The organism is Nonomuraea mesophila (assembly GCF_004352805.1).
Taxonomy (GTDB): domain Bacteria; phylum Actinomycetota; class Actinomycetes; order Streptosporangiales; family Streptosporangiaceae; genus Nonomuraea; species Nonomuraea longispora.
Genome location: NZ_SMLD01000022.1, coordinates 18,674 through 43,803 on the forward strand (window position 1 = coordinate 18,674; position 25,130 = coordinate 43,803).

Consider the following 25,130-nt stretch of genomic DNA (forward strand, 5'->3'; position numbering starts at 1 on the left):
CTCCTGGGGTCGGGCTGAAGGTCAGTACCAGCGGGGCGCGTCGGCCGCGGCGGTGTCCACGATCACCGTCTTGAGCTCCGTGTACGCCTCGTGCCCCACCCGGCCGAGCTCCCGGCCGAGCCCTGACAGGCCGACGCCGCCGATGGGGGCGTCCAGCGCGAGCGCCCCATACGAATTGATCCAGAAATAGCCGGATCGCACCGCCCTGGCGGTCGTCAGCGCCCGGTCCAGGTCACGGGTCCAGCAGCCGCCGACCAGGCCGAAGGGCGAGTCGTTGGCGAGCGCGACGGCCTGCTCCGTGCCGCTGAACCGCTGGACCGTGAGCACCGGTCCGAAGACCTCGTCGTACACGATGGCGGGCACGCGCGGCAGCCCGGAGGGGATCTCCAGCACGGTCGGCGCGACGAACGCGCCGGCGGGATGGACGCCGGGCGGCCGATCACCGCCCGCCAGGACGCGCGCCCCCTGCTCCACCGCCGTGTCGATCATCGCGCGGACCCTGGCGGCCTCGCCGGCCGAGATCAGCGCGCCCAGCTGGGTGTCCGGCGCGAACGGGTCGCCGACCCTGATCGAGCGCGCCACGTCGGCGACCTGTTCGACGAACGCGTCCGCGATCGGCTCCTCGACCAGGAGCCGGGAGCCGGAGAAACATCGTTGCCCGGCGTTGCGGAAGATGCCGCCGACCGTGGCGTGCAGGGCGGCGTCCAGGTTCGCGTCGGCGTAGACGATGTTCGCTGACTTGCCGCCGAGTTCCAGCAGGACGCGTTTCATCCCGTCCGCCGCCGAGCCCATCACCTGCCGGCCGACCGCGGTGCTGCCGGTGAACGACACCATGTTCACCCCGGGGTGCTCGACCAGGCGGCGGCCGACCTCTCCCGCGCCCTGGAGCACCTGGACGAGGCCGCCGGGGAGTCCGGCGGCCGTGAGGATCTCGGCGAACACGGGCGCCGCCAGCGGGCTGAGCTCGGGGGCCTTGATCACGATCGCGTTGCCCGCCGCCAGCGCCGGGCCGGCCTTCTGCGCCGCGAACATGAAGGTGGTGTTGAACGGGATGACCGCCGCCACCACCCCCACCGGCTCCCTGAAGGTCATCCGCAGCGTGGAGCCGTCCGCGGGCAGGGTGCCGCCTTCGAGGGTGGGCGCCCACCCCGCCGCGGCACGCAGGTGGGCCGCCGCCACGAAGACGTCGCCGCGCGCCTCCGCCGTCGTCTTGCCGTTGTCCAGCGCGATCAGGTGGACGAGTCGTACGGCCTGCGCCTCGATCAGGTCGGCGGCCGTGCGCAGGATCCGCGCGCGTTCGTGCGGGGAGGTGCGCGCCCAGGCGGGCTGAGCCGCGACCGCGCCCGCGACGGCTTCCTCGACGAACCCGGCCGTGGCCGCCTCGACCTGTGCGATCAGCGAGCCGTCACCCGGATGACAGGTCGGGAAGACCTCTCCGCCGCCACCGCGCAGCTCCCCTCCGGCGAAGCTGTGCGCCGCCGGCAACTCCGCGACGGCGATGTGCTCGGACAGGTTGGTGCTCATCGAGGAGTCTCCTTGGGCAGATCTGTGCCATGGCCCAGGTCCAGATGCGGCCAGAACCGTGACTGCCTGCCGGACCAGCGCTCTTTACCTCGTCTGCACCGGAACGCTACCATCGAAATTCAAATATAGGACTCATCGTCCGATAAATGGAATCTGGAGATCTCGTGGAGTTCACCCAACTCGGTCGCAGCGGTCTGACCGTCAGCCGTCTGGTGCTCGGCACGGACAACTTCGGCACCCAGACCACCGAGGAGGACGCGTTCCAGATCATGGATCGCGCCCACGAGCTGGGGATCAACCTGATCGACACCTCGGACGTGTACGGCTGGCAGTTCGGTGAAGGGCTGACCGAGCAGATCATCGGCCGGTGGCTGTCCACCGGCGGGGGCCGCCGCGAACGCACGGTGCTCAGCACCAAGCTGTACGGCCGCATGTCCGCCTGGCCGAACGACGCCGGCCTGTCCGCGCTGCACATCAGGCGGGCCTGCGAGGCGTCGCTACGGCGGCTGAACACGGACCACATCGACATCTACCAGATGCACCACATCGACCGATCGACCCCGTGGGAGGAGATCTGGGAGGCGATGGACGTCCTCAGGACCCAGGGCAAGATCGTCTACGTCGGCTCCTCGAACCACCCCGGCTGGCACATCGCCGCCGGGCAGGAGGCCGCCGCCCGGCGCGGTCACCTGGGCCTGGTCAGCGAGCAGACCATCTACAACCTGCTCGAACGCACCGCCGAACTGGAGGTCCTGCCCGCCTGCGCGCACTACGGCGTCGGCATGATGCCGTGGTCGCCGCTCGACGCCGGCCTGCTCGGCGGGATCCTGCGCAAGGAGCGGGAGAACCGGATGGGCGCCCCGCTGCCCGGCGCCAAGGTGGCCACCCACCGAGGCAGGCGACTGATCAAGCTGGACCGGCACCGCGCCGCCGTCCAGGCCTTCGAGGACCTGTGCGACGAGCTCGGCGAGAGCCCCGCCGACGTCGCGATGGCCTGGCTGCTGGGCCGCCCCGGCGTGACCGCGCCGATCATCGGGCCGCGCACCCTGGCCCAGCTCGACGCCTCCACCCGCGCCTTCGAGGTGAACCTGGACGACAGGACGCTCGACCGCCTCGACGCCATCTTCCCCGGCCCGGGACCCGCGCCGGCCCCGCTCAGCGGAACGTCTGCTGGAGACCCAGCAGCCGCCGGGCGCCCACCTTGTCCAGATATTCCTGGTGGTCCTTGACCCCGAACACGTACTCGTCCAGGTACTCCTTGGTGCGGTCCTGGGCGGCGAGATCCCGGTACTCCACCAGCCGCTCCCGGTCGTAGGCGTAGTGCCCCGGGGAGGACAGCGGATATGAGCCGTAGGGCGCGTGGGCGACGTGGTCCACGATCGCGCCGGGGATGGACACCAGGCGCGGGTCAGGGGCCGGAGCGTACTCGTCCAGGATCTCGTCCGAGCTGATGATGACGTGGTCGCTCGCCTTCGCCATCACGTCCTCGAACCGCCGCTGGCCGAAGATCTGCGCGTTGCCCTTCCGGTCGGTGACCTGCGCGTGGAACAGTCCGTAGTCCGCCCGCAGCGCGGGAATCGTGGTCACGGTACGCCCGGTGTACGGATCGGTCGTCGTCCGGACGTCCTTGTTGACCTTGGGCAGGTCGGTGCCCTCGTACAGCGGGGGAAGCGGCAGGAACGGCAGCATGCTCGCGCCGGCGCGGAAGCCGTAGACGATGTACGCCTCGTCACCCTCGACGATCTCGATCGACTGGCTCTCCGCGGCCCGGCGGTAGTTCGGCGCCATGCCGAGGAACTCCAGCCCGACATAGGACACGTGCAGCCGTTTGACACAGCCGGCGGCGATGAGCATGTCCACGGGCGGACCCGCGCTCGGCGTCGGGATCAGCTCCAGGTCCCTGGCCCCGCGCCGGATCAGCGCGTTCACCAGTGCCATCGGGCCGTTGTGGGAGTGCACGCCGCCCAGCGCGATCGTGGCTCCGTCGGGGATGCCGGCGACCGCTTCCTCGGGGGTCGTCACCTTGTTCGCGCTCATCGCCTGAACTCCTTAACCGCGGCGTCGCCGCCGGTGGTCGCCTCGCCGAGCAGCCGCGTCCCGGTGACGCGCTTCAGCTCGGCCCTCCTGATCTTGCCGCCCTCGTCGACCGGCAGGTCGCTCACGAACTCGACCTCGCGTGGCCGCTTGTAGCCGGCCAGCCGTTCGGCGCAGTAGTCGAGGACCTGCTGCTCCGTCAGCGCCGCGTCCGGCGCCCGCTGCACCAGCGCCTTGACCGACTCGCCGAACCGCTCGTGCGGCACGCCGATCACCGCGGCGCGGGCCACGCCGGGGCAGGCCTGCAGCACCGCCTCGACCTCACCGGCGTACACGTTCTGCGCCCCCGACCGGATGACGCCCTGCGCCCGGTCGGCGAGGTAGATGTAGCCGCGCTCGTCCCGCCAGGCCATGTCGCCGAGCCGGAGCCAGCCGTCCTTGAGCACCGCGCGGGTCACCTCCGGCTGACTCCAGTAGCCGGAGAACACGCTGGCCGCCCGGATCCGCATCTCGCCGGTCTCCCGTACGGCCACCTCGCGGTCCTCGGCGTCGAAGATCCTGACCTCGGCGAACGCGGCAGGCCGGCCCACCGGGACGATCGAGGTGGCCTCGGTGCGCAGGAAATTACGGTGGTCGTCCGGGGTGAGCAGCGCCACGAAACCCCCCGCCTCCGTCGCCCCGAACGCGTGGTAGAACTCCAGGTCCAACGCCTCCGCCAGGGACCGGATCAGGCTCCACGACACCGACGCGCCGCCGTACCCGACCAGTTCGAGCGCGCTCGCGCGCGCGAGGTCGAGCTCGGGCAGCGCCCGCACCAGGTCGACCAGCATGGTCGGCACCAGGAAGGCGTGCTCGACCCCGAACCTGTCGATGTCGTCGACGAACGCGGCCGGGTCGAAGCGCCTGCGCAGCAGCAGCGGGACGCCGAGGTAGGCGGTGGTCGTCACGAAGGACGCGCCGACCCCCAGCGTCAGCGGCACCGAGATCCAGGTGGGGCCGCCGCGCGGCACGTTGACCTCGCACAGGTAGTTGGCGGTGCTGGCGAGCTGCTGGTCGTGCGTGGCCATGCAGCCCTTGGACGCGCCGGTGGTGCCGCTGGTGTAGCGCAGCGAGCGCAGTTCGTCGCCCGTGCCCATCTCGGGCACCTCGCCCGGGTCGCCGGAGGCGACCAGGTGCGCGAACGATCCCTGCTCGTCGTCGCCCAGGCCGATGGTGTAGATGCCGCGGATGCCCGGCACCTGCGTGGCCGCCTCGACCGCGGCGGGGGTGTCACAGATGATGGCGGACGCGCCCGAGTGGGTGAGGATGCGGGCGATCTCGGGTGCGGTCAGCCGGGTGTTGATCCCCACGGTGACCAGGTTGGCCTTCCACGCGCCGTGGAAGGCGGTCACGATGTGATGGCAGTTGGACATCACCAGCGCGATCCTCTCCTGCGCGCGGTATCCGAGCCCGATCAGCGCGTTGGCCAGCCGGTTGGTCTCGATGTCCAGCTCGGCCCAGGACAGCTGGGCCTGGTCGCAGATGACTGCGGGCAGCGGGCCTCGTCGTACCGCGTTCTGCCGCAGCAGGTTCTCGATTCGCATGCGTGTCCGTTCGTCGGTCAGCGGCCGAGTGCCCGCTCGACCAGGTCGGCGATGAGGTCGGGGCGCTCGATGTGGACGTTGTGCCCCACGCCGGGCAGTACGGTGACCGAGTGCCCGAGCACCTCGGCCATGTCCGCCGGGTCGATGCCGGGATCGCGGTCACCGCAGGCCAGCTCGACCGGGCAGGTCACCCGGCACATGCGGGCGGCCAGCTCAGGACCGGTGGCCGGGCCGGCCTTGGCGATGCCCGGATCGCCGGAGAGCCCGTAGCCGCCGTCGCGGGCCGTGACCCCGGTGGCGCGATCCTCGTCGGTGAACGGGGGCCCGGTCATCCCGGACACCCGCCCGAACAGCTCGCGCGCCTGCTCCTCGCCGGGGAAGACCCGGACCGGCCGCTCGGCCGTCGCGGCCCGCCGGGTCAGCTCCTCCTCGGTCCAGGCGACCTTCATCGCGACCACCGCGAGGGAGCCGACCGTGATGCCGCGGGTCCGGTCCGCGAGGGTCATCCCGACCATCCCGCCGAGCGAGTGGCCCACGACGGTCACCGGGCCCTGGACTCCGGTGAGCGCGCCGGCCACCGCGCCGGCCACGGCGTCGGCGTAACTCTCCGGCGAATAGTCCTGACGATGGCCGGAGCGGCCGTGCCCCGGCAGGTCGGCGACCAGCCACCGGCATCGGGTGCCGCGCTCGCCGAGCCGCTCCAGCACCGGTCTCCACACGGCTCCGGACGCGCCGGAGCCGTGCAGGAAGAGCACCGCGGGGCCGTCCTCGCCGCCGGACTCCAGATATACGTCAGCCATCACGCCTCCGCCTTCGTTCGCGCGAGAAACCCGAGCGCCACCTCGACGAACTTGGCCGAGCGCTCGATCTGCGGGTAGTGACCGCTGCCGCCGATCGTCTCGGTCCGCACGTCAGGGATCTGCGCCGCCAGTTCCTGCCAGGTCAGCGGCGGCACCAGCCGGTCGTGCTGCCCCCGGACGAGGAGGGTGGGCACGGCGACGCGCCCGTAGTCGCGAGCGGGCGGGCGCACGTGCGGCCGTCGTTCGCCGCTGTCACGTCCCGGCGCGCGCAGGCTGCCCGCCGCGGCGGTCTCCCACGCGCCCGGGACCATGCAGTACTCATGGCGGCGGCGCAGGTAGTCCTCGCTGTGCTTCCAGCGCGGGTCGTGGAAGAGGACGTCCATCGACGGGCGCAGGCCGTCGAGTGTGCCGTCGAAGTCCTCCAGTACGGCGCGGGCCTGCGCCACCGGGGCGGCCAGTCCGGTGCCCACCACGACCATCGAGCGGATCGGCCACTGGGGCGACGGCCGGTTGGCGACGTCGAGCAGCATCCGCCCGCTGAGTGAGGTGCCGATGAAGTCGGCCGAGTCGATGCGCAGGGTGCGCAGCACGCCGGCGACCTGCCGCAGCATGAGCCGGCGCTGGCCGCCGAAGTCGCGCAGCTTGTCGCTGTGCCCGAAGCCGACGAAGTCGAGCGCCAGCACGCGATGGTGCTCGGCCAGCGCCGGGACGCAGTTCTCCCAGGTGAGCCGTGCGGAGGCGCCGTACTCGCCGCCGTGCAGGAGGATCAGCGGAGGACCGTCCCCGGCTTCCAGATAGTGGGTCGTGCAGCCGTCGGCGACGACGTACCGATCGTTGAAGCTCATGAGCGCTCAGACCACGGCTGGGTAGCGGCGCAGCACACCATCGCGATCGACCTGGGTCCGGAGCAGGGTGAGCTCCTCGTCGCTGGGGGCGCCGACGGTCTGTACGTCGTCGGCGACCAGCAGCTCGAATCCGGTCGCCGCCTGGATCTTCTCGATGCTGCTCCACGGGTGGACCTTCATCAGGCGCATCCGCTTGCTCTCCGGCTCGAAGTCGAACACGCCCAAGGGGGTGAATACCCGCCGGGGACCGTCGGACTCCGGGCGGAAGACCTTGGAGCGGGCGTCGCCGCCGTCGAGCCAGCCGGCGCCGCTGACGAAGTCGACCTTGTCGACGAAGATCTTCGGGTTGTGGTGCTGGGTGTAGATGTAGCTGGTCTTGAAACCGCCGAGGAAGATCAGGCCGATGGTGCCGGGACCGCGCACCTTCGGTCTGTGCCAGTCGCCGATCATGGCCATGTTCAGGTTGCCGTGCTTGTCGATCTGCATGCCGCCGAGGAACGCGAAGTCGAAGCGCATCGCGGTCTCGAAGTCCACGACGTCGTCGAGGCTGAAGTGATATTCGCTGGTCACGAGGTTGCGGTAGTCGGCCGAGGACTCGGTCAACCGCTGGATCTTCGGGTTCATCGCGCCGCTGCCCCCGCAGAAGAAGGACAGGTTGGGCGCGTGCGTGAGCTGCGCCAGGCGCAGCCCGGCGGCGGGAATGTGCGATGCGGCGCCCACGGAGCCGAAGGCACCGTCGGCCATCTCGTGCGAGATGGAGATCGCCATCATCTCCGCCCAGGTGTAGGTCGCCTCCGGCACGTGGCCCCCAATCGGGTTCAAGCGACAGCGCAGCGCATCGCGCTGGACATCTCGCCGCGACAAGTACTTGTCAGAGCGGCGAGTCGCATTTATCGTACAGTAAGTCCGTAATTTGTAACAATGCTCTCGTGGCGGTGGTCCTGTCAAGGGTCATCGCGCCTGGCCGGTGGCCACCGCGCAGGAGGAAGAACGATGACCCGACCCGCTATCGAGCGAATCCTGCACGGCCTTGTCGACCTGCACTGCCACTCCGGGCCCAACCCGCTGCCACGCGCGTTCGACCACGTCCAGGCCGCCAAGGACGGCGAGCGGCTGGGCATGCGCGCCTTCCTGGCGAAGTCCCATCACCACAACACGGTGATGGACCTCCTCGCAATGGGTGACCGCCTGGCCGGCGTGAGCACCGCCGTCTACGGCGGCATCGCGCTGAACAACCAGGTCGGCGGCATCAACCCGCACGCCGTGGAGATGTGCCTGCGAATGGGCGGACGATGCGTCTGGTTCCCCACCATCTCCTCCCGCGCGCACGTCGCACACCACAAGGCCGGCGGTGGCTTCCCCAAGCCGACGATCCCGCTGACCACGACCCAGGTCGACGTCCGCGGCCCCGACGGCGAGCTGATCCCCGAGGTCGGCCAGGTCATCAAGGTCGTCGCCGAGACCGGGGCGCTGCTCTCAGCCGGGCACATGGCCCCCGACGACATCAGGGAGGTCTTCACCGCCGCGCGCGACGCGGGAGTCCGGCGGCTGGTGGTCAGCCATCCGAACTTCGTGATCGGCTCCGACCCCGCGCAGTGCAAGGACTTCATCGAACTCGGCGCCTACATCGAGCACGAGACCAGCATGTACGACTCCGAGGTCGCCCAGGCGCGCGGCGGCCCGGACGTGCTGATGGACTGGATCGAACGGATCGGGCCCGAGCACACCGTGCTCGCCTCCGACCTGGGCCAGGTCGGCCGCCCGATGCCCGTCGACTCCTTCATCCGGGTCGGGTCCGCCCTGCTGGATCTCGGGCTGCCCGAGAAGGACCTGCGGCAGATGGTCCGCGTCAACCCGTCGTACCTGCTCGGCCTGGACGACTGACCGTAAGGACGAATCACATGTACAGCCCCAACGATCCGCGTGCGGCCCTCAACACGAACGCGACCACGAGCACGACGGATCCGCACGCCCCCATCGCCGCGCTCGCCACCTACGAGTTCCTGACGCTGCCGCCGGACGAGGTCACGGAGCTCGGCAGCAGGACCTGGTACGTGCGCGCCCAGAACTTCGTGCTCGCCTTCACCCGCCTGGTCGCCGGTGACACGCTGCGCCGCGACGCGACCGCGCAGCGGGAGGAGTACGTCATCGTCCTGCCCCACGACGACATCACGATCGACGTGACGGCCGGGGCCGAGAGCCAGGAGGTGACCGGGCGCGGCGTGGTCATCGTGCCGCCCGGCGACAGCCACCTCAGCTCCCACGGCGACGCCGACCTGGTCCGCCTGTTCGACGTCCGGACCACCGACCTCCTCGCGCGCTGCGGCAACGCCGCGGCGTACGCCGAGGACCATCCGCGCGTCGCCCTGCTGCAGCCGTGGCCCGACCCGCCCGCCGGACACCGCCTGCGCGTCTACCGGAACGCCGACCATCCGCTGGAGCCCGGCCGGTTCGGCCGCATCTTCCGGTCCAGCGCGTTCATGGTCAACTTCGGCGACCCCAGGTACGGCCCGCGCAATCCCGACCGGCTCTCCCCCCATCACCACGACGACTTCGAGCAGTGCTCGCTGACCGTCGCCGGCGACTACATCCATCACGTACGGACGCCCTGGACGTCGAAGCGCTCACAGTGGCGCGCCGACGAGCACGCGGCCGTCGGCAGCCCCTCGGTCGCGATCATCCCGCCGCCCACCGAGCACACCAGTCAGGCGGTCGGCGAGGGCGCCCACCTGCTCATCGACATCTTCAGCCCACCGCGCGCGGACTTCTCCGCCAAGGCCGGATGGGTGCTCAACGCCGACGAGTACCCCGCCCCCGAGCACATCACGCCGGCATGACCTTCTTCGCGAACGCCTCCGCGCAGGCGCCACGGCTGGGCACCTGGATCAAGCTGGCGACCACCGAGAGCGTCGACATCATGGCCGGCGCCGGATTCGACTTCGTGGTCATCGATCTCGAACACTCCCCGCTCGATCTCACCCTCGCGGCCCGGATGATCAACCTCGCCACGGCCTACGGCGTCGACCCCCTGGTCCGCGTGCCCGATCACCAGGGCTCGACCATCCAGCGGGTCCTCGACGCCGGCGCGCGGGGCATCCTGGTCCCCCACGTCGACTCGGTGGCCGACGCCGAACGGGTGGTCGCGGCCACCCGCTTCCCGCCCCTCGGCCGGCGGGGCGCGGGCGGAACCAGCCGCGCGGGCCGATGGGGGCTGACGCCCCGGGACGAGTACCTCCGGGTCGGCAACGAGGACGTCGTCTGCATCCCTCAGTTGGAGAGCCCGGACGCCATAGACGCCGCCGCCGGCATCCTCGCGGTGCCGGGGATCGACGCGGTGTTCCTGGGCGCCGGCGACCTGTCCGTCTCCCTCGGGCTCCGCGTGAACGATCCCGTGGTCAAGGAGTCGCTCGACCGGGCGCGGGCCGCCGCCGCGGCTGCGGGCAAGCCCTGCGGCGCGGCCTGCGTGGACGCGCCCTCGGCCGTCAGGAGCGCGGCGCTCGGCCACCAGTTCCTCATCATGGGCAACGACGCCACCATGCTCGCCCGCACGGCCCATTCGATGGCGCGGGCGTTCCGTGAGCAGATCGGCGGCGATTCATGATCGTCGGTAGCTGGCGGCTGGTCGACTACGTGATGGAGGGCGAGCCCGACGACGGCGCGCGCCCCCTCGGGGACAAGCCCCTCGGCCTGCTCATCTACGGGCCCGACGGCCACATGGCGGTGCAGTACATGGCCGGCGACCGTCCGCCGCTGGCGTCGGCCAACTGGCGCTGGGCCACCGACGCGGAGAAGCTCGCCGCCGTACGGACCTTCGGCGCGTACGCCGGGCGCTACGAATGGGCCGGCGACCGCGTCGTCCACCAGGTGGAGGCCGCCATCTACCCCAACTGGATCGGCGCCGAGCTGGTCCGGCTCGCCGTCGTGGACGGGGACCGGCTGATCCTGCGCGCCGAGCGAACCCCCGGCCGGCCGCCCACCCCCATCCTCACCTGGGAGCGCATCCGATGACCCTGATCGACGGCCACGCGCACCTGGTGACCGACGACCCGGCCTACCCGTTCGACCCGCCCGGCGGCACGGTCGCCGAAGCCGTACGGAACGACCCGATGACCGCGGAGCGGCTGCTCACCGCGCTGCGGGAGCACGGGTTGTCGGGCGCGATCGCCGTCCAGCGCGCGCACGTGTACGGCTACGACAACAGCTACGTGGTGGACTCGGCGACTCGATACCCTGACCGGCTCGCCGCCATGTGCGTGCTCGACGCGCAGGCGCCGGACTCGGCGGAGCGGGTGCGCCACTGGGCGAAGCGCGGTGCCGTGGCCGTCCGCCTCACCTCGCCGGGCGGCAACCAGCACGGCGGCACGCCCGGCACCGGGTGGTTCGCCGGCGCGGAGGCCCGCCGGGTGTGGCGGCAGGCGAGCGAGCTCGGGCTGTCGATGTGCCTGCACATCTACCGCTGGAACCGCGACGAGAGCCTGCGGGCGCTCGCCTCGGTGACCCGCGAGTTCCCCGGCACGCCGGTCGTCGTCGATCACATCGGGAGCGTCGAGACGGACCGCGCCGCCCCCTACCCGGGGGCCGACGGGCTGCTCGCGCTGGCCGACCTGCCGCAGGTCCTCGTCAAGGTGACGACGCTCAACCTCGCGAGGAACATCGCGGCGGGGATCAAGCCGTCGGTCGTGGTCGAGTGGCTGGTCTCCCGGTTCGGCGCCGAGCGGGTGCTGTGGGGGTCGGACGTCACCCAGACCCCCGGCGCGTACGCGGACATGGTGCGGATCGCCCGCGAGTCGGTCTCCGGCCTGTCCGGCCGGGACGCCGCCCTGGTCCTCGGCGGCACGTCGGCCTCGCTCTACCGCGTCGGAACACCATGACGGGCGACCGCGTGCCTCTCGTGGACACTCATGTCCACCTGTTCACCCGCGCGCTGCCTCTCGCGGCGCGGGCGTGGACCCGGCCCGAGGGCGAGCTGACGGCGGAGACGTTCCTGTCGATGATGGACGAGCACGGCGTCGGCTACGGCGTGGTCTCCGCGATGAGCCTGCTCGGGGACCTGAACGACTACACGATCGACGCGGTGCGCGCGCACGGGCGGCTGCGTGGGACCGTCATCGTCGACCCCGCCACCGATCGGTACGTCCTGGAACGGATGAAGGCGGACGGCGTGGTGGGCGTCCGGTTCCAGTGGCGGCGGCTCGCGGACCTGCCGGACCTCACCGACCCGGCGTACCGGCGGCTGCTGTTCCGGGTCGCGGACCTCGACTGGCACGTCGAAGTGAACATCGAGGGCGAGCGGTTGCCGCCGGTGCTCGACCGGCTGACCGCCTCCGGGGTGAAGGTCGTCGTCGACCACTTCGGCGATCCTGACCGGGAATCCGGCTACGCCGGACCCGGCGGCGCGGCACTGCTGCGGGCCCTCGGCACCGGCAGGGTGTGGGTGAAGCTGTCCGCGGGCTACCGCTTCGGCGTCGGCCCTGACACCCTGGCCGGCCACGCGGCGACCCTGATCGAGGCCGCCGGGCCGGAGCACGTCTTCTGGGGCAGCGACGCCCCGTTCGTCGGCGCCCGCCGCCAGGTCACCTACCGCGACGCCGTGAACTCCTTCGCCCACCTCGTGCCCGACGCCGGACAGCGCCGCCGGATCTCGCTGGCCGCGCACGCGTTCTACTTCGGCTGAGGCGCGTACGGCCTACTTCGGCTGAGCGCGTACGGCGTCCGCGCCGACCGGGCCGACCGGGCCGACCGGGCCGACCGGGCCGACCGGGCCGACCGGGCCGACCGGGCCGAGCCACCCCAGCACCGGCCGGGGCGGCTCTCGCCGGTCACTTCGGGGGCGGGGTGTGGCTCTGCAGATGCTCCGAGAACCCGGCGAAGTCGGCGGCGAGTTGTTCGGCGCTCCACCCACCGTCGCGGTGCGTGACGAACGCCTCCTTGGGATGCGCCCAGATCGCGAACCGGTCGCCTCCGAACCCGATGTACTGCCCGGTGACGCCGGCCGACTCGTCGGAGGCCAGGTAGACGACGAGCGGCGCCACGTCCTCGACCTTGCCGATGCCGCGCCGGCGCAGGTCGGCCGGGACCGGCCCGCCGGCCTCGACCGAGGCGACGACCTCGGTCAGCGCCGGGATGGTCGCGGCCATCCTGGTCAGCGCGGTGGGCACGATCGCGTTCACGGTCACGCCCAGCTTCGCCGTCTCGATCGACCACACCCGCACCATGCTGATGATGGCCGCCTTGGACGCGGCGTACGCCGTCTGCCCGAAGCTGCCGTACTGACCGGCCGGCGAGCCGACCAGGATCAGCCGGCCACCGCCGCCCTGTTCCCGGAACTGGCGCACCGCGGCGCGGCCGCAGGTGAAGGTGCCGCGTACGTGGCTGTCCACCACGAGGTCGAACTCCTCGTCCGTGACCTTGGCCAGGGTCCGGTCACGCAGCGCGCCGGCGTTCGTGCACATCACGTCCAGGCGGCCGAACTCGGAGACCGCCCGCCGCACCAGCGCGTCGGCCGACTCCGTGGGGCCGACCGCGCACACCTCGGCGACGGCACGGCCTCCGGCTGCGGTGATCGCCTCGACGGTCTCCTTGGCGACGTCGGCGTCGATGTCGTTGACCACCACGGCGGCACCGGCCGCGCCCAGCGCCTCGGCGTACGCACGGCCGAGGCCACGCCCTGATCCGGTGACGATGGCCACCTTGTCCTTGAGCCGCATGGGCTTCCTTTCTGCGTTATTTGCTGATCTTCACGGAGGCGAAGTCATAGTCACCGATCACCGGCGCGTCGAGACCGGTCACTCCCTTGCGGTAGGCCGCCACGTAGGTCACGCCGCACACCGGAATCACCGGCGGCCCGGCCGCCACGACCTTCTTGATGATCTCCTGCATCGGCGCCTTGCGTTCCTCGACGTCCTCGCTGGCCCGCGCCTTCGCCAGCAGCTCGCCGACCCCGTCAAGAGAGAAGCCGCCCGGGTTGTACGCGCCGCCCTTCATGTAGAAGTCCTGGACGAACTGGGTCGGGTCGGGCCGCCCGGCCTGCACCAGCGCCACTGTGGCGGTGAACTTGCCGGTCCGGCGGACGCTGATCATCTGCTGGAACTCCAGCACCTTGATCGTGGCCTTGATGCCCACTTCCTTCAGCTGTGCCTGCAGCGCCTGGGCCAGCACCTGGTACGACGTGTTGGGGCCGACCTCCAGCGTCAGCTCCATGCCGTCCGGGAAGCCTGCCTCGGCCAGGAGCTGCTTGGACTTCTCCGGGTCGTAATAGGAGGACACGTCGTTCAGCTCGGGCACGTTCGCCCAGAAGCCCTCCTGGAACGGCTGCACCACGCCGACGCAGGTGTTCTCGAACAGGTTCTTGTTGAGCGACTCACGATCGATGGCGTACAGCAGCGCCTGCCTGACCTTCGGGTTCTTGAGCTCCGGCTGCTTGGTGTTCAGCAGGATCCCGTTGAAGGTGGTGTTGGGGGCCTTGATCACCGTCATGCCCGCCGCCTCGGACTCCTCGATCTGGTCCGGCTTGATCGAGGTGCCGTCGGCCTGCCCCGACTTCACCGCACGCAGCCGGGTCGTCTCATCGGAGTAGGCGGTCATCTCCACGCCGCCGATGGTCGTCTCGGCGGCGTTCCAGTAGTCCTCGAACTTCTTGAAGGAGACCTTTCCCTCCTCCAGCGAGGTGAGCTCGAAGGCTCCGGTGCCGACCGGCTTGGACGGGAGACTCGGATCGTCGAGCGCACCGGGCGCGACCACGATGCCGGCCTCACCGGCGAGCACGCTGATCATGTAACCGGCAGGCTCGGAGAACGTCAGTTTCAGCTCGGTCGGGCTGACCGCCTCGACCTTGTCGAGGACCGACAGCGCCGACGCGAGGTTGCCGCTCTTCTTGAACGCCTCCAGCGACGCCTTGGCGGCCTCGGCGTTGAAGTCCTCACCGTTGTGGAACTTCACCCCCTCGCGCAGCTTGAGCGTGATCACCTTGTTGTCGTCCGAGAACGTCCACTCCGTCGCCAGACCCGGCTCGATCTCACCGGCCATGCTCCGGCCGATCAGGGATTCGTAGACCACGTCGAGGAACACCGGGTCCAGCGGGGCGGCCTTGCGGGGGTCGAAGGAGGTGGGGTTGCCCGGCACGGCCCAGCGCAGGACGGCCGCACCGTCGGGAGCGCCGGCTGCGTTCGACGACGGCTGGTCGGTCGTCCCGGCGCCACAGCCGGAGAGGGCGAGACCGGTGGCGAGGACCACGCCGGCCGATTTGACTGCTGCTCGTTTCACGGCTTTTGCCTCCATATTTCAGAAGCGAGCTTGGCTGGTTTGACTGGCGACCCGCCCCCACCAGGTCCTCCGTTTGAGCCGCGGGCTAGGCGGCCCACAAGCGCCTGCTGGCGATCGCGGCGCCTTCGGACAGCGCGGCGAGCTTCGCCCACACGATCTCCTCGTGGCCCACGCGCGATCCGATTCCGCAGTCGGTCCCCGCCTGCAGGTTCTCCTTGCCCACCACGCCGGCGAAGTTCGTCAGCCGCTCGGCGATCAGTTCCGGATGCTCGACCAGGTCGGTGGCGTGGCTGACCACGCCGGGCACGAGGATCTTGCCCTCGGGCAGTTTGACGTCCTCCCACACCCGCCACTCATGTGCGTGCCGGACATTTCCTGACTCGATGGCGTAAGCCTGTGTGTTGACCTTGATCAGCAGATCCGCGATGTGTTCGAGGCCGATGTCGTGCGTGTGCGGCCGGTGACCGCTGCCCCAGCAGGTGTGCATCCGGATCTGCTCGGCGGGCAGCCCGTCGATGCTGTGGTTGATCACCTCGACCGCGAACTCGAGGTAGCGGCGCAGCTCCTCGACCGTCCACGCAGGGTGGAACTGCCAGGTGGTCGCGAACTCGGGCTCGTCGATCTGCAGCACCAGCCCGGCGTCGGTGACCGCCCGGTACTCCTCGCGGAGCGCCTCGGCGACGGCGAACATGTACTCTTCCTCGCTCGCGTAGTGCTCGTTCCGGGCGCCCGCGCCCAGGCTGAGCGGCCCCAGCGCGGCGATGAAGCCGTCCACCTCCTTGCCCTCGACGGCCGTCTTCATCGCCGCGATGTCCGCGGCGATGGCGTCCTGGCCGATGTACGTGATCGGCGAGGTGCACACCCGGCCCGACGTCGGCATCTTCGGTACGGCTCCGGGGGTCGCGAAGCCGGGCCTGACCGGCCCGCCGGAACCCGACAACCACAGGCCGGAGGCGTAGGTGCCCGGGAAGTCCGCCTTGTCGCGCGCGGCGACGTACTCGCGCTTCGGCGGGACGCTCGGGTCGATGGGCAGCACCTCCCAGCCGGTCACCCGGGCGTGGATGTAGCCGCTGTAGCCGGCCATGTTCGCGGCCTTGACGTACTCGCCGTCGTTGACGGTGTCGATGCCGCACTCGATCTGACGGGCGACGACCTCGGCCACCGCGCCCGGCAGGCGCGCGTCGATGGCCTCCCGGTCGCCCTGGGCGATCAGCTCGTCCAGGTCCCCGGGACGCGGCAGATTGCCGCCGTGCGAGGTGAGGATCCGGTTTTCGCGCCTCATGCGAGTCTCCTAGCCACGATGTCTTCTCCCGCGCCGACGCGCAGGAACTTCTGCAGTTGGTGCCGGGCGCTCGACTGCGCGACCCAGCCGGGTCTGATGGCGAAGCTGTACGTCACCTCCGCGACGTACAGGTCACCGTGGGAGTCCAGGGCGATCCCGTGCGGTGCGATGAAATTGCCGGTCGCCGTGCGATCCGTCGTGGAGTCCCCCCACCGCTCGGACACGCGCCCGTACGGGTCCAGCACGGTCAGCCGGGCGGGCTGGTCCTGCTCCGCCTCTCCGTGCACGAAGGAGCGCTTGCCCTCCGGCCGCCACAGTTCGACGACGTACACCGAGCCGTCCGGGGCGATGGTGAGGTCGCACGGGCGCCGGAGGTCCGTCCACTCCTCGATGAAGCGGCCCTCGGAGGTGAAGATCTGGATCCGGTCGTTCTCCCGGTCGCCGACGAACACCCGCCCGTCCGGCGCGATGTCCAGGCAGTGCGGCAGATGGAACTGCCCGGGGCCGGTGCCGGGCTCGCCCCATGAGCCGATCAGGTCACCGGACGCGGTGAACCTGTGCACCCGGCTGTTGCCGTACCCGTCGCTCACGTAGAGGTCGCCGTCCGGGGCGACGGCCAGGTTGGTGGGGCGGTTGAACGGCCCGCCCGCGTACCGGACGCCCTCGACGCTGTGCACGCGCACCGGACGGCCGGATGCGAACCCGGTGTCCGACGCCACGCCGGCCGTGCCCAGCGTCATGAGCAGGTCGCCCTCGGGGGTGAACTTGCGGACCGTGTGATCGCCCGCGTCGACGCAGTAGACGCCGCCGTCCGGCCCGACGGTCAGCCCGTGCGGCGTGGTGAACAGGCCCTTTCCCCAGCTGCGTACGAAGGTGCCGTCGCGCTCGTACACGATGACCTGGCCGTCGAAGCGGGTGAACAGGTAGACGCGGTCGGCGGCGTCGACGTCCACCGCGGCCACGTCCGCGTGCTGGAGGCCGTCCGGCAGCCGCTCCCAGTCACCGTCGACCTCGAACCGGCGCCCGTGCCCGCGCGTCACCGCCGTCATGACGCCGCCCCGGAACGCGGCGCCGGCAGCCAGCCCCACGGGTGCGTCCCCCAGCCGGGCGCCACCAGTGCGCCGGCCCGTACGGTCTGCACCGGCCGCAGGCCGAAGCCGCCGTGGAAGACCTCCTGCTTGGTGTCGACGAACTCGAAGTCGCCCTCGACCAGGTCGAGCACCGTCAGGTCGGCTTCCCTGCCGACCGCGATCGCGCCGAGATCATGCTCGGCGCCGATCGCCCGCGCCGCGTTCGCCGTGGTCATCCGGACCACCTCGGACAGGGTGTAGCCCACGGCCATGAACTTCGCCATGCATTCCAGCAGGGAGTGGAAGGTCTCGCCCGCCGCCGTCAGGTCACTGCTGATGGTGTCGGGGAGGAGACCGAGCGCGCGTTGCTCGCTCGCGACCCGGTAGCCGAAGTTCCCCCTGCCCAGCGCCGAGTCCAGGGTGATGCCGCGCTCCCGGGCGGCGAGCAGGGCGGGCATCATCCGGTCCGCCGCGTCCATCACGCCACCGTGGTTCGGCGTGCACAGATGGGTGAGGATGTCGCCCGCGTCGAGCTGTTCGACGGCGAAACGGGTGGCCGGTTCGAGCAGGTGTGGATCGGGCCGCCGCCGCGCGGACAGGTCGCCGATGTGCACCATCAGCGGGACCCCGTGCTCCCTGGCCACCGCCTTGGTCGCGGAGACGATGTCCTTGCCGTGCGTGGCGACCAGCGGTCCGACCAGCCGCAGCTTGATCCCCTGGACCAGCCCCGGGTTGGCGGCGACGCACCTGGCGATCGCGACCGGGTCGATCTCGGCCAGATCGTTGACGTCGACCATGGTGGGCATGGTGTGCGCGTAGCTGCCGATGTTCAGGTACGGGATGACCCGCGTCCTGGCGTTCGGCTGGATGTAGGCGGAGAAGACGCCGATGTTGGCGACACCGACGGATCCGGCGTCGACCAGCGTGGTGACTCCCGACCGCACGCCGATGTCGTCCGGGTCGCAGCCTTCCATGCCCACGCCGGGGGTGATCGCCCCGCGCGCGACGTGCGTGTGGATGTCGATCAGGCCGGGGACGACGTAGCGCCCGGAGCCGCTCGCGTCGATCACCCGGCGCGCCGAGTCCGCCGGGATGTCCTCCCGCACCGCCGTGACCCGGTCGCCGGTCACGGCGATGTCCATGACGCCGTCAAGCCCCTGCCCGGGGTCCAGGACCCGGCCGCCCTTGATCAGCAGGTCGCACCGGGTGGCCTGGTCGTCGCTCATCAGTCCTCCTGTCAGTGCCGCGGATCGCGGCGTGTCCCGCTCAGCGGGCCGGTGATGTGCTGTTGGCTTGCTCGTCAGGGGTGTGCCGGGTCAGAAGTGGTCCCAGCCCGAGGGCAACGCGGACATCTGCACGGCCCAGGCCTGTTCCAGCGTCTCGGCCGAGCCGGCGAGCCCGATCCGGTCCAGCACCTCGTGGGCGTCGGCGCCGGGCCGGCGTACCGGATGGCCCAGGCGTGGCGGGTTGCCGTGCACCCGGATGGCGATGCCCGGCATCACCACCTCGCCGGCCTCCTCGGAGATCTGGGTGACGGTGAGCCCTTGGGAGCGGGCCCACGGGTCGGCCATCAACTCCGCGAGCGTCGTGACCGGGTGCGCGCCCAGCCCTGCCTCGGTGAGGCGGCCGGTCCACTCGCTTGCGGTGGCGGTACGGAAGGCGGTCTGCAGGGCCGCTGCCACCGCGTCGTCGTCGGACCCGTCGAGGCCGGACAGCGCCTGCTCCAGGCCGGGAACCTCGCGGAGCACCGGCAGGGACCGCCGGGTGGCCCCGAGGAAGAACCATCGATCGGCCGCCTGGTAGAACCGGTGCCACGCACTGAGCCCGAGAGCCTCCGGCCCGCTCGGCTCGGCCGCGCGCGCACCTCCAGGAACGTTCCCACCTGGCGTGACGGCCGGGAGCTCGTGTGCGGGGCGCACCGCGAAGCTCGCCTGCTGGTAGCCGCCCGTCCGGGTGAGTGAGGTGCGCACCTGCTGGCCGGCGCCGGTCAGTTCGCGATGATAGATGCCCACTGCCGCGGCGAAGGCGGCCATGGCGCCGGTGCCGTAGTCGAGGACGTTGTAAGGGCCCAGCACGGCCGGCCGGCCGTCACCGCCCGTCCGGGTCATGATTCCGGTCGCCGCCTGGCCCTGGGTCTCGTACCCCCGGCGGCCCGCCCATGGCCCGCCGTAGCCGTAACAGCTGACGGAGACATAGACGATGTCCGGGCGGCGGGCCCGGACGTGCTCGTAGCCCAGGCCGTAGCGTTCGGCGGTCCGCTCGGGGAAGTTGTGGGTCAGGACGTCCGCTTCGTCGATGAGCCGCCAGAGGATCTGCTGGCCCTGGCTCGACTTCACGTCCACGAGGATCGTCCGCTTGCCGCGGTTGACGAACCCGTGCGCGCCGACGCGCCGCTGCGGCGAGTTGATCTTCACGACGTCGGCCCCGAACTCGACCAGGATCCGTCCCGCGCTCGGCCCGGCCAGGATCTGGGTGAGGTCGACGACCCGCCGCCCCGCGTAGGGCAGCGCGACCGGACCGGCGGCCGGACCAGCAACCGGATCGGCGACCGGACCAGCCTCGACGCGCGGCGGGCGAGCGGGGGACGCGCCGGCGGGCGATGCGAGCTCGGCACTCGGCGGGCCGGCGGGCGACGCGACTTCGGCACTCGGCGGGCCGGCGGGCGACGCGAGCTCGGCGAGGATCTCGGCACGGTCCGCGTCGGGCAGGTGCCGGGGCCTGCCGGGCAGCGCGGGGGTGGCCGACAGCCACACCGCCGAGCCGGGCATCGCCGTCGCGCCCAGCTCAGGATCGTCGACCACGACGACCTGTCCGGAGGCGCGCGCGTGGTCGTTGTCCAGCCATTCGGCGAGCGTCCGGACGGCGGCGAGCGGGACGCCCGCCACACCGGCCAGCTCCTCCCACTCGCCCGCCGGACGGGTCAGGAACAGCGCGGTGAGCCGGTCGTGCAGCAGCCGGCGCAGCTCCGGGTCGCGATCCAGCCGGGCGCGGTCGGCCAGGCCCTCGCCCACCCAGGCCGTCACCCCCGCCGCGTCGAGGAACCAGACGAGGAATCGGGGCGTCGCACCGATCGGGTTGAACTGCACGTACCTGCCGTCCGAGCAGCGGTACGTGCCGCTGCCGTTGGAGCTGATCGCCCGCTCCGGCGGCAGTCCCCGCGCGACCGGGTAGGCGCCGCTCCCCCCGATGGCCTCGAACATCGCGTCGAACAGCGGGACCTCGACCCGGTCGCCACGCCCGGTGCGCTGCCGGGCGGTCAGGCTCGCCACGATCGCGAAGGCGCCGCAGAAGGCCGCGAAGTTGGACGCCACGGGAATCGCGGTGTAGGTCGGCCGGGTGTCGTCCCAGCCGTCCGGCGCGTGACCGGCCCGGATCCGGCAGTTGCCGGTGGCGGCCGCGATGACGCCCTCCCAGCCGGGGACCCCGGCGCGCGGATCGTCGGCCGCGAAGCCCGGCAGTGAGCAGTAGACGAGCCGGGGGTTGGCGGCGCGCAGCTCCTCCCAGCCGAGCCCGAGCCGGTCCATCACCCCCGGCCGGAAGTTCTCGATGAGGACGTCGGCCCGCCGGACGAGGTCGCGGGCGACGCCGAGGTCCGCCGCGTCCTTCAGGTCAAGGCTGATGCGCCGCTTGCCCCGATTGAAGAACGCGTCATCGGCCGGGGGTGTGACGCCAGGACGGTCGACGTGCACGACGTCGGCTCCCTGGTCGGCGAGCATGACCGCGGCCAGCGGCCCGGCAACGTGGTGACCGAAGTCGACGACTCGGATCCCTTGGAGAGCTCCCGGCCGTTGCTCAGAGGTGCTCATCGCGATGTCTCCTGGGACTCGGTGACCGGCGCGACGGCCGGCTGGTGCAGGACACAGGCCACGCTGTGCTGGGCGCCGATCCGCAGCAGCGGCGGGTCCTGGTGCGCGCACTCGTCCTGGGCGACCGGGCAGCGGGTGCGGAAGCGGCAGCCCGTCGGGGGGTTCGCCGGATCGGGCAGCTCGCCGCGCAGCACGGTGCGGCGCCGGGACCGCTGCACGTCCGGGTCGGGAACGGGCACCGCCGACAGCAGCGCCTTGGTGTACGGGTGCCGCGGGTCGGTCGCGACCTGCTCCGCGGTGCCTTCCTCGACGATCCGGCCCAGGTACATCACCGCGATCCGGTGCGACAGGTGCCTGACCGTGGCGAAGTCGTGGGACACGAGGACCATCGCCTGCCCGGTGTCCTGCTGGATCGACAGCAGCAGGTTGAGGATCTCCGAGCGGGTGGACAGGTCCAGCGCGGAGGTCGGTTCGTCGGCGACGAGGACGCTCGGCGAGAGCGCCAGCGCGCGGGCGATGCAGACCCGCTGCCGCTGCCCGCCGGACAACTCGTCCGGATACCTGTCGACGAACGCCGGATCGAGGGTGGCCCGGCCGAGCAGCTGGGCGGCGCGCTCGCGCATCTCGCCCCGGCCGATCCTGCCGTGGACCAGGAGCGGCTCGGCGACGGCGTGGCCGATCGTCTTGGTCGGGTCGAGGGCGCCGTACGGATCCTGGAAGATGACCTGGAGCCGGCCGCGCATCTCCTTGAGCTCGCTGCCGCGCGCTTTGCTGACGTCCTTGCCCTCCACCTCGACCGTGCCCTGGTCGGGCTTGAGCAGCCGGGCCATCAGCCGGCCCACCGTCGTCTTGCCCGATCCGGACTCGCCCACGATGCCGACCGTGGTGCCGGCCCGTACCTCCAGGTCGACTCCGTCGACGGCGCGGACGCTCTCCAGCGTCCGGCCCAGCATGCTGCGGCGCAGCGGGAACGACTTGGCCAGGCCGCGCACGCGCAAGACCACATGATCCTCAGCCACGGACGGTCCCCTTCAGAATCAGGTCACCGGAGGCGACGCGCCCGCACCGGGTGCGGCGATCGTCGCCGATGGTGGTGTCGGCCTGTGGTCGCCGGCAGACGTCGTCGACGCTGTGCACGCAGCGGGGCTCGAACCGGCAGCCGCCGGGGAACTGCCCCGCGGACGGAACCCTGCCCGGGATGACCGTCAGGCTGGTCCTGGCCCGGCCCGCCTGCGGCACGGCGGCGAGCAGCGCGCTGGAGTACGGGTGCCGCGGCTCGTGGAAGAGCCGGTCGACGGGGGTCCGCTCGGCCATGTGACCGGCGTACATGACGACCACGTCGTCGCAGAAGTCCGCGACCACGCCGAGATCGTGGGTGACCAGCAGGACGGCCAGATCGAGGTCGCGCCGCAGATCGCGCAGCAGCTCCAGGATCTCGGCCTGGATCGTGACGTCCAGGGCGGTGGTCGGCTCGTCGGCGATCAGCAGCTTCGGTTCGCAGGCGATGGCGGCCGCGATCATGACCCGTTGCTGCATGCCGCCGCTCATCTCGTGCGGGTAGGACCCGAGCCTGCGTTCGGCGTTCGGGATGCCCACGCGGCTCAGCAGTTGTCCTGCCTGCTCGAGCGCCACCGACCGACGCTCACCCAGGTGCAGCCGGCGCGCCTCGGCGATCTGGTCGCCGACGGTCATCGTCGGGTTGAGGCTGCTCATCGGCTCCTGGAACACCATGCCGACCGGCCCGCCCCGGATCCGGCGGAGCTCCCGCCGGCTGCAGGTGAGCAGGTCCACCCCATCGAAGCGGATCGAGCCCGCCGCGACCCGGACGGCCGCGGGCAGCAGGCCCAGGATCGCCATGGAGGTCAGCGACTTGCCGCAGCCGGACTCGCCGATCAGGGCGACCGCCTGCCCCCTGCGTACCTCGAAGGTGACGTCCTCGACCAGCCCCGGCTGCCCGGCACCGCCGGGCAGATCGATGGTGAGGCCCTCGACGGACAGCAACGGCTCGGCGGCGTCGCTTCGCTGTCCCGGTCCTGCTGTCATGTCCGCCTCCTGACTCCGACGGCGTCGCGGATCGAGTCACCGATCGTGTTGAACGCGAGCACGGTCAGCACCATCGCGATTCCGGACGGCACCACCGAGAAGGGCGAGTGGAACTGGTTGGTGTACGCGGATTTGAGCATCGAGCCCCAGCTGGCGTCGGGTGGCTGGACGCCCAGGCCGATGAAGCTCAGGCTGGCCTCGGCCAGGAGCGCGACGCCCATCAGGATCGTGACCTGAACCAGCAGCGGAGCGGCGATGTTGGGCAGGATGTGCACCCACAGGGTGCGCCGGGTGGACGAGCCGATGGCCACCGCCGAGTCGACGAAGGTCTCCTCCGCGACGGCCAGGGTCGCGCCGCGTACGACTCTGAACAGGCCGGGCGCGAAGATGATGCCGACCGCCAGCATGGCGTTGACCAGCCCCGGGCCGAGCACCGCGACGATGGCCAGCGCCCCGACCAGCGCCGGCAGGCTGAGGATCGTGTCGGCCAGCCGGCCCGCGACGGCGTCGACGACACCGCGGCGCAGGCCGGCCCACAGCCCGAGCGGCAGGCCGATGAGCAGCGCCACGCCCACCGAGATGAGCGGGGCGACGACGGCGATGCGCGAGGCCTGGATGATCCGGCTGGCGACGTCGCGCCCGAACTCGTCGGTGCCGAGCGGATGCGTCCAGCTGAGCTCGGCGAACCTGTTGCCGAGGTTCTGCGCCTCCGGGTCGTGCGGGGAGACGAGTGGACCGGCGATGGCCAGGAAGACGAGGAGGGCGATGAAGGCGACGGCGACCGCGCCGGCCGGCCGGCGCAGAATCGTCAGGACGACGTGCCGCGCGGGGCGCGAGCTCTTGGCGGCGGCGGGCGTGGGAGTCGTGGTGGTGGTGGTCATGCCGTACGCACCTTCGGGTTGATCCAGCCGTAGGCCAGGTCCACGATGAGGTTGATCGCCACCACGACCACGGCGCTGAACAGGACGTAGCCCTGGATCATCGGGTAGTTCCGTTGCAGCACCGAGTTGATGGCCAGGGAGCCGAGGCCGGAGATGCCGAACACGGCCTCCACCACGATGACTCCCCCGAGCAGTCGTCCGGTCTGCAGGCCGAGGACGGTCACGACCGGGATGGCCGCGTTGCGCAGGATGTGCCTGCGGACCAGCCAGGGCCCCGACGCGCCCCGGGCCCGTGCCGTGCGTACGTACGGGCGGGTGAGCACGTCGGCGACGCAGCCCCGGGTGTGTCTGGCGAGTTCGGCCGAGGTGGCCAGGCCGAGTGACGTGGCCGGGAGGATCACGTGGGAGAGCCACACCCCGAATCCCTCCCTGATGTCGACGTATCCGGTCGCCGGCAGCCAGGGGTTGGCCAGGGCGAACAGCGATACGAGCACCATCGCCAGCCAGAAGCTGGGCATCGCGATGCCCAGCGTGGCCAGGGCCGACACGGCCCGGTCGATCCAGCTGCCCTGGGTCAGGCCCGCGATGATCCCGGCCGTCACGCCGATCACGACCGCGACACCCATCGCCATCAGGGTGATGATCACGGTCGGCGGCGCCGCCTCGAGGATCGTCGAGGCGACCGGCCGGTTGCTGAACAGCGAGTTGCCGAGGTCTCCTTGCAGCACGCCGGAGAACCAGCTGACGTACTGCTCCAGAACGGGCTTGTCCAGTCCGAGCTCGGTGCGGATCCTGGCTACTTCGGCCACCGTGGCGTTCTCACCTGCGATCACCTCGGCGACGTCGCCGGGGATCATCTGGACCAGCAAGAAGGTGAGTATCGAAACAAGCCACAAGACCAGCAGACCGCCGCCGAGCCGGCGCATTACCATGCCTGCGCTCACCGCCACCTCCGTCCAGCACCGCGCGGAACGAAGACTGTGCTGGAGCCGGGCGAGAC

The 25,130-nt window shown here is 71.2% G+C and carries 23 protein-coding genes; 7 read left to right on the forward strand and 16 right to left on the reverse strand.

Annotated elements, in window-relative coordinates:
* Positions 1 to 21: 21 nt before the first annotated feature.
* The gene (locus tag E1295_RS11425) at positions 22 to 1,524 is read right to left on the reverse strand and encodes an aldehyde dehydrogenase family protein (protein ID WP_132630225.1); all 1,503 of its coding nucleotides are present in this window, start codon (positions 1,522 to 1,524) and stop codon (positions 22 to 24) included.
* 146 nt (positions 1,525 to 1,670) lie between these two features.
* Here E1295_RS11425 and E1295_RS11430 point away from each other — a divergent pair, with 146 nt between their 5' ends.
* Entirely contained in the window at positions 1,671 to 2,753 is a 1,083-nt protein-coding gene (locus E1295_RS11430; protein WP_246079980.1) for an aldo/keto reductase, read from the forward strand.
* On the opposite strand, the gene E1295_RS11435 is transcribed toward E1295_RS11430, so the two are convergent.
* Genes E1295_RS11435 through E1295_RS11455 form a run of 5 tightly spaced genes read right to left on the reverse strand, consistent with a single transcriptional unit; the run spans position 2,680 to position 7,587 of the window.
* On the reverse strand, positions 2,680 to 3,561 hold the full coding sequence (locus E1295_RS11435; RefSeq protein ID WP_132630226.1) for a CoA transferase subunit A: 882 nt from the start codon (positions 3,559 to 3,561) through the stop codon (positions 2,680 to 2,682). The genes E1295_RS11430 and E1295_RS11435 overlap by 74 nt on opposite strands.
* Positions 3,558 to 5,141 (reverse strand): class I adenylate-forming enzyme family protein, encoded by a 1,584-nt coding sequence (locus E1295_RS11440; protein ID WP_132630227.1) that lies wholly within the window; start codon positions 5,139 to 5,141, stop codon positions 3,558 to 3,560. The genes E1295_RS11435 and E1295_RS11440 overlap by 4 nt, the downstream gene beginning before the upstream one ends.
* A gap of 17 nt (positions 5,142 to 5,158) precedes the next feature.
* Positions 5,159 to 5,941, reverse strand: a complete 783-nt coding sequence (locus E1295_RS11445) for an alpha/beta fold hydrolase (protein WP_132630228.1) — start codon at positions 5,939 to 5,941, stop codon at positions 5,159 to 5,161.
* Positions 5,941 to 6,786 carry an alpha/beta fold hydrolase gene (locus tag E1295_RS11450; RefSeq protein ID WP_132630229.1) on the reverse strand — a complete coding sequence of 282 codons (846 nt, stop codon included), beginning with the start codon at positions 6,784 to 6,786 and terminating at the stop codon, positions 5,941 to 5,943. The genes E1295_RS11445 and E1295_RS11450 overlap by 1 nt, the downstream gene beginning before the upstream one ends.
* Positions 6,787 to 6,792: 6 nt before the next feature.
* On the reverse strand, positions 6,793 to 7,587 hold the full coding sequence (locus E1295_RS11455) for a CoA-transferase subunit beta (protein ID WP_132630230.1): 795 nt from the start codon (positions 7,585 to 7,587) through the stop codon (positions 6,793 to 6,795).
* A gap of 192 nt (positions 7,588 to 7,779) precedes the next feature.
* Here E1295_RS11455 and E1295_RS11460 point away from each other — a divergent pair, with 192 nt between their 5' ends.
* From E1295_RS11460 to E1295_RS11485, 6 genes are read left to right on the forward strand one after another with little or no spacing between them, the layout of a single operon-like run.
* Positions 7,780 to 8,670, forward strand: a complete 891-nt coding sequence (locus E1295_RS11460; RefSeq protein WP_132630231.1) for a DUF6282 family protein — start codon at positions 7,780 to 7,782, stop codon at positions 8,668 to 8,670.
* Between the two features lie 17 nt (positions 8,671 to 8,687).
* On the forward strand, positions 8,688 to 9,623 hold the full coding sequence (locus E1295_RS11465; protein WP_132630232.1) for a cupin domain-containing protein: 936 nt from the start codon (positions 8,688 to 8,690) through the stop codon (positions 9,621 to 9,623).
* Positions 9,620 to 10,387 (forward strand): HpcH/HpaI aldolase family protein, encoded by a 768-nt coding sequence (locus E1295_RS11470; RefSeq protein ID WP_132630233.1) that lies wholly within the window; start codon positions 9,620 to 9,622, stop codon positions 10,385 to 10,387. The genes E1295_RS11465 and E1295_RS11470 overlap by 4 nt, the downstream gene beginning before the upstream one ends.
* Entirely contained in the window at positions 10,384 to 10,794 is a 411-nt protein-coding gene (locus tag E1295_RS11475) for a lipocalin-like domain-containing protein (protein WP_132630234.1), read from the forward strand. Before E1295_RS11470 ends, E1295_RS11475 begins: the two co-directional genes overlap by 4 nt.
* Positions 10,791 to 11,657, forward strand: a complete 867-nt coding sequence (locus tag E1295_RS11480; RefSeq protein WP_132630235.1) for an amidohydrolase family protein — start codon at positions 10,791 to 10,793, stop codon at positions 11,655 to 11,657. The genes E1295_RS11475 and E1295_RS11480 overlap by 4 nt, the downstream gene beginning before the upstream one ends.
* A gap of 20 nt (positions 11,658 to 11,677) precedes the next feature.
* Entirely contained in the window at positions 11,678 to 12,460 is a 783-nt protein-coding gene (locus tag E1295_RS11485; RefSeq protein ID WP_220448660.1) for an amidohydrolase family protein, read from the forward strand.
* Positions 12,461 to 12,605: 145 nt separating this feature from the next.
* Here the strand turns inward: E1295_RS11485 and E1295_RS11495 are convergent, their stop codons facing one another.
* The 10 genes from E1295_RS11495 to E1295_RS11540 form a co-directional block, all read right to left on the reverse strand.
* On the reverse strand, positions 12,606 to 13,493 hold the full coding sequence (locus E1295_RS11495) for an SDR family NAD(P)-dependent oxidoreductase (protein ID WP_132630237.1): 888 nt from the start codon (positions 13,491 to 13,493) through the stop codon (positions 12,606 to 12,608).
* Positions 13,494 to 13,509: 16 nt separating this feature from the next.
* The gene (locus tag E1295_RS11500) at positions 13,510 to 15,048 is read right to left on the reverse strand and encodes an ABC transporter substrate-binding protein (RefSeq protein ID WP_166427185.1); all 1,539 of its coding nucleotides are present in this window, start codon (positions 15,046 to 15,048) and stop codon (positions 13,510 to 13,512) included.
* Positions 15,049 to 15,133: 85 nt separating this feature from the next.
* Entirely contained in the window at positions 15,134 to 16,330 is a 1,197-nt protein-coding gene (locus E1295_RS11505) for a cobalamin-independent methionine synthase II family protein (protein ID WP_132630239.1), read from the reverse strand.
* Positions 16,327 to 17,418, reverse strand: coding sequence for a peptidyl-alpha-hydroxyglycine alpha-amidating lyase family protein (locus tag E1295_RS11510; RefSeq protein WP_132630240.1), 1,092 nt, complete (start codon positions 17,416 to 17,418; stop codon positions 16,327 to 16,329). Before E1295_RS11510 ends, E1295_RS11505 begins: the two co-directional genes overlap by 4 nt.
* Entirely contained in the window at positions 17,376 to 18,626 is a 1,251-nt protein-coding gene (locus tag E1295_RS11515; protein ID WP_132630241.1) for an amidohydrolase family protein, read from the reverse strand. The genes E1295_RS11510 and E1295_RS11515 overlap by 43 nt, the downstream gene beginning before the upstream one ends.
* Positions 18,627 to 18,716: 90 nt before the next feature.
* Positions 18,717 to 21,206 carry a CoA transferase gene (locus tag E1295_RS11520; RefSeq protein ID WP_132630242.1) on the reverse strand — a complete coding sequence of 830 codons (2,490 nt, stop codon included), beginning with the start codon at positions 21,204 to 21,206 and terminating at the stop codon, positions 18,717 to 18,719.
* Positions 21,203 to 22,225 (reverse strand): ABC transporter ATP-binding protein, encoded by a 1,023-nt coding sequence (locus tag E1295_RS11525; protein WP_220448661.1) that lies wholly within the window; start codon positions 22,223 to 22,225, stop codon positions 21,203 to 21,205. Before E1295_RS11525 ends, E1295_RS11520 begins: the two co-directional genes overlap by 4 nt.
* Positions 22,218 to 23,249, reverse strand: coding sequence for an ABC transporter ATP-binding protein (locus E1295_RS11530; protein ID WP_132630243.1), 1,032 nt, complete (start codon positions 23,247 to 23,249; stop codon positions 22,218 to 22,220). The genes E1295_RS11525 and E1295_RS11530 overlap by 8 nt, the downstream gene beginning before the upstream one ends.
* Complete coding sequence (locus E1295_RS11535) at positions 23,246 to 24,130, reverse strand: ABC transporter permease (RefSeq protein ID WP_132630244.1); 885 nt, start codon at positions 24,128 to 24,130, stop codon at positions 23,246 to 23,248. The genes E1295_RS11530 and E1295_RS11535 overlap by 4 nt, the downstream gene beginning before the upstream one ends.
* The gene (locus E1295_RS11540) at positions 24,127 to 25,062 is read right to left on the reverse strand and encodes an ABC transporter permease (protein ID WP_132630278.1); all 936 of its coding nucleotides are present in this window, start codon (positions 25,060 to 25,062) and stop codon (positions 24,127 to 24,129) included. The genes E1295_RS11535 and E1295_RS11540 overlap by 4 nt, the downstream gene beginning before the upstream one ends.
* Positions 25,063 to 25,130: the final 68 nt, after the last annotated feature.

Excerpts from the sequence above, each read along its gene's own strand:
- E1295_RS11425 (WP_132630225.1), bottom strand. The coding sequence starts at position 1,524 with ATGAGCACCAACCTGTCCGAGCACATCGCCGTCGCGGAGTTGCCGGCG.
- E1295_RS11430 (WP_246079980.1), top strand. The coding sequence starts at position 1,671 with ATGGAATCTGGAGATCTCGTGGAGTTCACCCAACTCGGTCGCAGCGGT.
- E1295_RS11435 (WP_132630226.1), bottom strand. The coding sequence starts at position 3,561 with ATGAGCGCGAACAAGGTGACGACCCCCGAGGAAGCGGTCGCCGGCATC.
- E1295_RS11440 (WP_132630227.1), bottom strand. The coding sequence starts at position 5,141 with ATGCGAATCGAGAACCTGCTGCGGCAGAACGCGGTACGACGAGGCCCG.
- E1295_RS11445 (WP_132630228.1), bottom strand. The coding sequence starts at position 5,941 with ATGGCTGACGTATATCTGGAGTCCGGCGGCGAGGACGGCCCCGCGGTG.
- E1295_RS11450 (WP_132630229.1), bottom strand. The coding sequence starts at position 6,786 with ATGAGCTTCAACGATCGGTACGTCGTCGCCGACGGCTGCACGACCCAC.
- E1295_RS11460 (WP_132630231.1), top strand. The coding sequence starts at position 7,780 with ATGACCCGACCCGCTATCGAGCGAATCCTGCACGGCCTTGTCGACCTG.
- E1295_RS11465 (WP_132630232.1), top strand. The coding sequence starts at position 8,688 with ATGTACAGCCCCAACGATCCGCGTGCGGCCCTCAACACGAACGCGACC.
- E1295_RS11470 (WP_132630233.1), top strand. The coding sequence starts at position 9,620 with ATGACCTTCTTCGCGAACGCCTCCGCGCAGGCGCCACGGCTGGGCACC.
- E1295_RS11475 (WP_132630234.1), top strand. The coding sequence starts at position 10,384 with ATGATCGTCGGTAGCTGGCGGCTGGTCGACTACGTGATGGAGGGCGAG.
- E1295_RS11480 (WP_132630235.1), top strand. The coding sequence starts at position 10,791 with ATGACCCTGATCGACGGCCACGCGCACCTGGTGACCGACGACCCGGCC.
- E1295_RS11495 (WP_132630237.1), bottom strand. The coding sequence starts at position 13,493 with ATGCGGCTCAAGGACAAGGTGGCCATCGTCACCGGATCAGGGCGTGGC.
- E1295_RS11505 (WP_132630239.1), bottom strand. The coding sequence starts at position 16,330 with ATGAGGCGCGAAAACCGGATCCTCACCTCGCACGGCGGCAATCTGCCG.
- E1295_RS11515 (WP_132630241.1), bottom strand. The coding sequence starts at position 18,626 with ATGAGCGACGACCAGGCCACCCGGTGCGACCTGCTGATCAAGGGCGGC.
- E1295_RS11520 (WP_132630242.1), bottom strand. The coding sequence starts at position 21,206 with ATGAGCACCTCTGAGCAACGGCCGGGAGCTCTCCAAGGGATCCGAGTC.
- E1295_RS11530 (WP_132630243.1), bottom strand. The coding sequence starts at position 23,249 with ATGACAGCAGGACCGGGACAGCGAAGCGACGCCGCCGAGCCGTTGCTG.
- E1295_RS11535 (WP_132630244.1), bottom strand. The coding sequence starts at position 24,130 with ATGACCACCACCACCACGACTCCCACGCCCGCCGCCGCCAAGAGCTCG.
- E1295_RS11540 (WP_132630278.1), bottom strand. The coding sequence starts at position 25,062 with ATGGTAATGCGCCGGCTCGGCGGCGGTCTGCTGGTCTTGTGGCTTGTT.